Annotated in this window: 5 protein-coding genes; 1 reads left to right on the top strand and 4 read right to left on the bottom strand. The window is 39.8% G+C overall.

Annotated elements, in window-relative coordinates:
- Nucleotides 1-55 precede the first annotated feature (55 nt).
- The gene (locus L696_RS29135) at nt 56-1,117 is read right to left on the bottom strand and encodes an IS630 family transposase (RefSeq protein ID WP_025682277.1); all 1,062 of its coding nucleotides are present in this window, start codon (nt 1,115-1,117) and stop codon (nt 56-58) included.
- Nucleotides 1,118-1,345: 228 nt separating this feature from the next.
- Here L696_RS29135 and L696_RS0102685 point away from each other — a divergent pair, with 228 nt between their 5' ends.
- Nucleotides 1,346-2,557, top strand: coding sequence for an IS701 family transposase (locus L696_RS0102685; protein WP_025682278.1), 1,212 nt, complete (start codon nt 1,346-1,348; stop codon nt 2,555-2,557).
- A gap of 37 nt (nt 2,558-2,594) precedes the next feature.
- On the opposite strand, the gene L696_RS29140 is transcribed toward L696_RS0102685, so the two are convergent.
- From L696_RS29140 to L696_RS0102700, 3 genes are all read right to left on the bottom strand, one after another.
- Nucleotides 2,595-3,008: a tyrosine-type recombinase/integrase gene (locus tag L696_RS29140; protein ID WP_081750673.1), complete on the bottom strand. Its 414-nt coding sequence runs from the start codon at nt 3,006-3,008 to the stop codon at nt 2,595-2,597.
- A gap of 167 nt (nt 3,009-3,175) precedes the next feature.
- The gene (locus tag L696_RS0102690) at nt 3,176-3,442 is read right to left on the bottom strand and encodes a putative quinol monooxygenase (protein ID WP_025682279.1); all 267 of its coding nucleotides are present in this window, start codon (nt 3,440-3,442) and stop codon (nt 3,176-3,178) included.
- Between the two features lie 220 nt (nt 3,443-3,662).
- Entirely contained in the window at nt 3,663-4,040 is a 378-nt protein-coding gene (locus L696_RS0102700) for a MerR family transcriptional regulator (RefSeq protein WP_025682281.1), read from the bottom strand.
- Between the last annotated feature and the right edge of the window lie 320 nt (nt 4,041-4,360).

Genomic DNA, 4,360 nt, shown 5'->3' on the forward strand with positions numbered 1-4,360 from the left:
CAAAACAAAACCCATTTCAGCAAACCATGTATGCTATATATTCGGCATTTAACATTTAGAATTGCAGACATAACCGTTCAACGGTAGCAGCCGGCGTTTCATTAATCAATCGAATAAATCCTTGAACCGCTTTACGAATTTTTTGTACCGAGTCAAAGAAGACATTATGAATCACGGATGATTTCAGCCAGCCCCATAATTCTTCAATCATGTTCAAATTTGGACTATACGGAGGTAAATAAACCAAGGTGAGTTTGGCTTGATTTGCTGTTAAAAATGGCTGGATGAGGTCGGCGTGATGGATTCGTGCATTGTCCAAAATCATCACGATTCGGTCGCCTTTGTACTTTTCCAAGACTCGTTCCAAAAAAGACAAGAATTCTTTGGCGGTATACTGTTCTTCTTGTATGCAAAACACTTCACCGGATTCATAATCCAGCGTCCCAATCAGCTTCGCTCCCCAATGCTTGCCATAGGTGGGAATGATTTTTTGCTGCCCCTTGGGAAACCATGTACGAGAGAGCGCTTGGTAATCCCGGATCATCGACTCATCTTCAAACAGAATCCGGTCGATGTGCCCAGCGAGGAGTTTTTTTAACTCCTGAAATTTTTCTTTGAATTCTTCTTGTTTCTGTGGGTCGGCTTTAGCCAGTGTGTAAGTCGGCTTCGTAAAGCTAAGTTTTAAACGGTACAGTAGGTCTCGTGTACCCCGATCCGAATACCGAATATCCCACGTTTGTTCCATCCATTTTCGTACGAGTGGAGAAGTCCAGTTCATCTGCGCCGGAAATCCTTGATCCGCAGGCGTTTGGATTGTCACCACTTCATAGACTTGTCGCTCTTGCTCAGCAGTTAACAAGCGATTTCGTCCTGGAGGTCGTCCGATTTGTAGCCCCTGAATCCCTTGTTCTCTGTAAGCTTTGCTGTAGTTATATAAGGTCGCAAGGGCCCGTCCGGTCACTTCGGAAATGCGTTCGTAAGATTCGCCAAGTAACAGCATGAGGATCGTCTGGTACCTTTCATGCATGCGTAAATCCTTGTTTATTTTCATCGCAGCTTTGACTTCCTGAATAGCTGCTGCTTTCTGTTCTTCGGCCACACCAACGCGCACACTCATTTGTATCGTCTCCAATGATTATCGTATTGAAGACTATTATACTGGAATTTATTTCTTTTGGGCTTTCTACGCTTATCTGATTCTATTTATTTTTCACCGAATATTATACTATAAATGAGCAAATTTACTTCCAGTAAACTGTAAAAACCAAAAAGAATAGAGACAAAGTGCTTTCCTTGTGTTAAAAAGTAGTCACCACAACACACTTTTTACGAAGGAGAAATCACTATGTCTCATACCGCCATCGTAACTGAACCCAACGCGATCCGCAACTATTTGTTGCAGCACCGGCTGCCGTTGTATTTTTCAAAGCCTGTTTTAGCACATGTGGAAACGTATATGACAGCGGCAACGGCTAAAGGATTTCGCGGGAAGGTTACGGATTTGGCGGAATATAGCGACTGCCATCGTACCACATTGGGCCATTTTCTCGCTGAAGGCGTATGGGATGAAACGGTGCTGCAAAACAAAGTCAAAACAGAATCTTTTCGCCAGATCCTAGAAACCTCCCGGCGCACGGCGGAGCCGCTGTTTGTCATTCACGACGATACGATTGCTCAGAAAACAAAGCCTTCGTCACAGGCCCGTTTTCCTATGGAGCAAGCCGGTTTTCATCACTCCCATCTGCTAGGCAGGGTCGTCTGGGGGCATCAGGTACAGGCCACCGTTCTCGGTTGTTCAGACCTGTCTTTAATTCATTCTATTGACCTATACGACAAGACGTTCACTCACCCGGACGGCACCGTATATACGAAAATCGACCGGGTTTGTGACATGGCTCAGACCTTGCCTCTCCCGCCTCATGGCGGGTATTGTCTGGTCGATTCATGGTTTATCTGTCCCCGCGTCATTGATGCGTACGCAGCGGCAGGCTATCAGGTCATCGGTGCACTGAAAACCAATCGGATTCTCTATCCCCAAGGCATCCGGATTTCCATTCAAGACTTCGCTCGGCACATCCGCAAAGAAGACGTTCGCCTCGTCACCGTGAACGGTTCGTCGTACTGGATGTATCGCTATGAAGGGGCATTGAATGGAATAGACAACGCCGTGGTTTTACTTTGTTGGCCGAAGCAGGCATTCGGGGAGCCGAAAGCGTTGCGCGCTTTTTGCTGCACGGATATTTCTTTGGAAACCGAAACTATTGCGTTATACTATGCCAAACGCTGGCCTATCGAAATCTTCTTTCGCCAATCCAAAAACAATTTGGGCTTTGACACGTATCAGGTTCGCTCGACTAAAGCTTTTATTCGTTTGTGGATACTCTTGGCTTGGACTCATCTGTATTGCACGGTCGGGTTGGGATACACTTGCCCTTTTGGCGATGGATTGCGCTCCGTACGCAAGCAAGTTCAGCGGGATCGCCTCCAGTTTGTCTACGAGTCCGCCCAAAAGGGCATTTCATTTCAGGCTATCTGTGAGCGATTCAAAATCGCCTAGTCTTATATTGGTATTTTTTGTATCCGTTTTTGCTCATTTATAGTATTATAGATGGATTGGTATAAATCAACGTGGTATGAATATTTGAATGACCTGCAATATGAGCCGCTTCATGTACATCAAATCCATTCTCAAGAGCATGAGAACAAAAATAGTGTCTTAAATCATGAGGGCTTAACACTTGTTCCAATTCAGCTAAGTGACTATACTTTTGAAACATATTGTTAGCTGTCATACGGCTTAACTTTGCTCCCTTGTTAGATAAGAATAAATAAGGACTGTCTGTATACTTATGTTTTTTTCGTACTTCTAAGTAATCTTTTAAAGCTTGAATGACTTTTTGATTTAAAAGGACAGTACGTTGTTTGTCTCCCTTACCAGAACGAAGGACTTTAACTGCTTCGGGGGTAATACGTATTCCTAAGCACCATACTGAAGAACGATCAGCAATATAATAGTATCAAAAATAAACAATCATTCTTTGAAATAGCCGCATTTTTGAACGAATGAAAAAAGTCTAATTTCTCAGCAATAAATTCAGAAATTAGGCTTTTTAATATTGAAATTTTCTTAAAGTTGTAAATCCGATTTCCTGACGCTAACCCAAATAGTAAAATTTTATTGATTTTTCAAAAGCCAGTTAACTTCTGTGAGTTTTTTATTTGCACAGGATACAGTATGAGGCATTTGATGATGGTTATTTAGTGCGTTTTCATCTTCCCATATTTCCCATAGCATGATTTTTTCTTGATCTAATAAGTGAACATGGAAATAGATACAACCTTTTTCTTTTAATGTTTCATTCTCTAAATCTTTAAATTCTTTCATAATATAGTCAACATTTTCAGTGCTGATTATATTTAAACAAGCTGTTACATATAGCATAATTTTCTCCTTTTATAATTTGTTTGTTAGTTTTGAAATAGGGCTAATCAATATATTAATTAGTAAAAAAACTATAACCCATGTTTTGAACCAAACAGTTATATTAATAAAATGAAATTCTATTTCTGAAATGTTAAAGGTCAGGCTATTAATATTTAAACTGCCTAGTATAAGCGTTATGAAAAATGACATAATGAGGTAATTTAAATGTGGTTTTAGGTTACTCTTCATTTATTCTCCTTTCCATTTCAAGATAGATGTTAATTTTCTCCTCAATATAAGCTGAAATATCTTCGAGAGTTTCAATTTCAAAATTTATTATCTCTTGTTGTTTTCTTAACGAAACTATTCTTTCTTTTATAGTTGAGGGACCGCCTTTTCTAAGAACGGAATAGTTTCTCATTTCAGAAATAGACATTCCCGTTCTTTTTAAACGAATTAAAAATTTTATCCAGTCTACATCGTCTTCGGTGTATGTTCTTATTTCATTGGACTTTCTATTGGGAAAAGAAAGTAACCCAACTTGTTCATAATATCTTAATGTATAGACAGACAAGTTCGTTATTTTTGCAACTTCTCCAATACTGTATTTTGCCATATGCTATCCTCCATGAAAAAATGATAACATCTAGAGTGTACTCTAAGTCAATATTTTATTGCGTAAATCCTTGTTTATTTTCATCGCAGCTTTGACTTCCTGAATAGCTGCTGCTTTCTGTTCTTCGGCCACACCAACGCGCACACTCATTTGTATCGTCTCCAATGATTATCGTATTGAAGACTATTATACTGGAATTTATTTCTTTTGGGCTTTCTACGCTTATCTGATTCTATTTATTTTTCACCGAATATATAGCCACTTAATCAATTTGAAAGTCCTTATTACCCTCATTCTTCAGTACCAAGAGCATCTTACTG

The organism is Paenibacillus maysiensis (genome assembly GCF_000520815.1).
Taxonomy (GTDB): Bacteria; Bacillota; Bacilli; order Paenibacillales; family Paenibacillaceae; genus Paenibacillus; species Paenibacillus maysiensis.

Excerpts from the sequence above, each read along its gene's own strand:
- L696_RS0102690 (WP_025682279.1), bottom strand. The coding sequence starts at position 3,442 with ATGCTATATGTAACAGCTTGTTTAAATATAATCAGCACTGAAAATGTT.
- L696_RS29135 (WP_025682277.1), bottom strand. The coding sequence starts at position 1,117 with ATGAGTGTGCGCGTTGGTGTGGCCGAAGAACAGAAAGCAGCAGCTATT.
- L696_RS0102700 (WP_025682281.1), bottom strand. The coding sequence starts at position 4,040 with ATGGCAAAATACAGTATTGGAGAAGTTGCAAAAATAACGAACTTGTCT.
- L696_RS0102685 (WP_025682278.1), top strand. The coding sequence starts at position 1,346 with ATGTCTCATACCGCCATCGTAACTGAACCCAACGCGATCCGCAACTAT.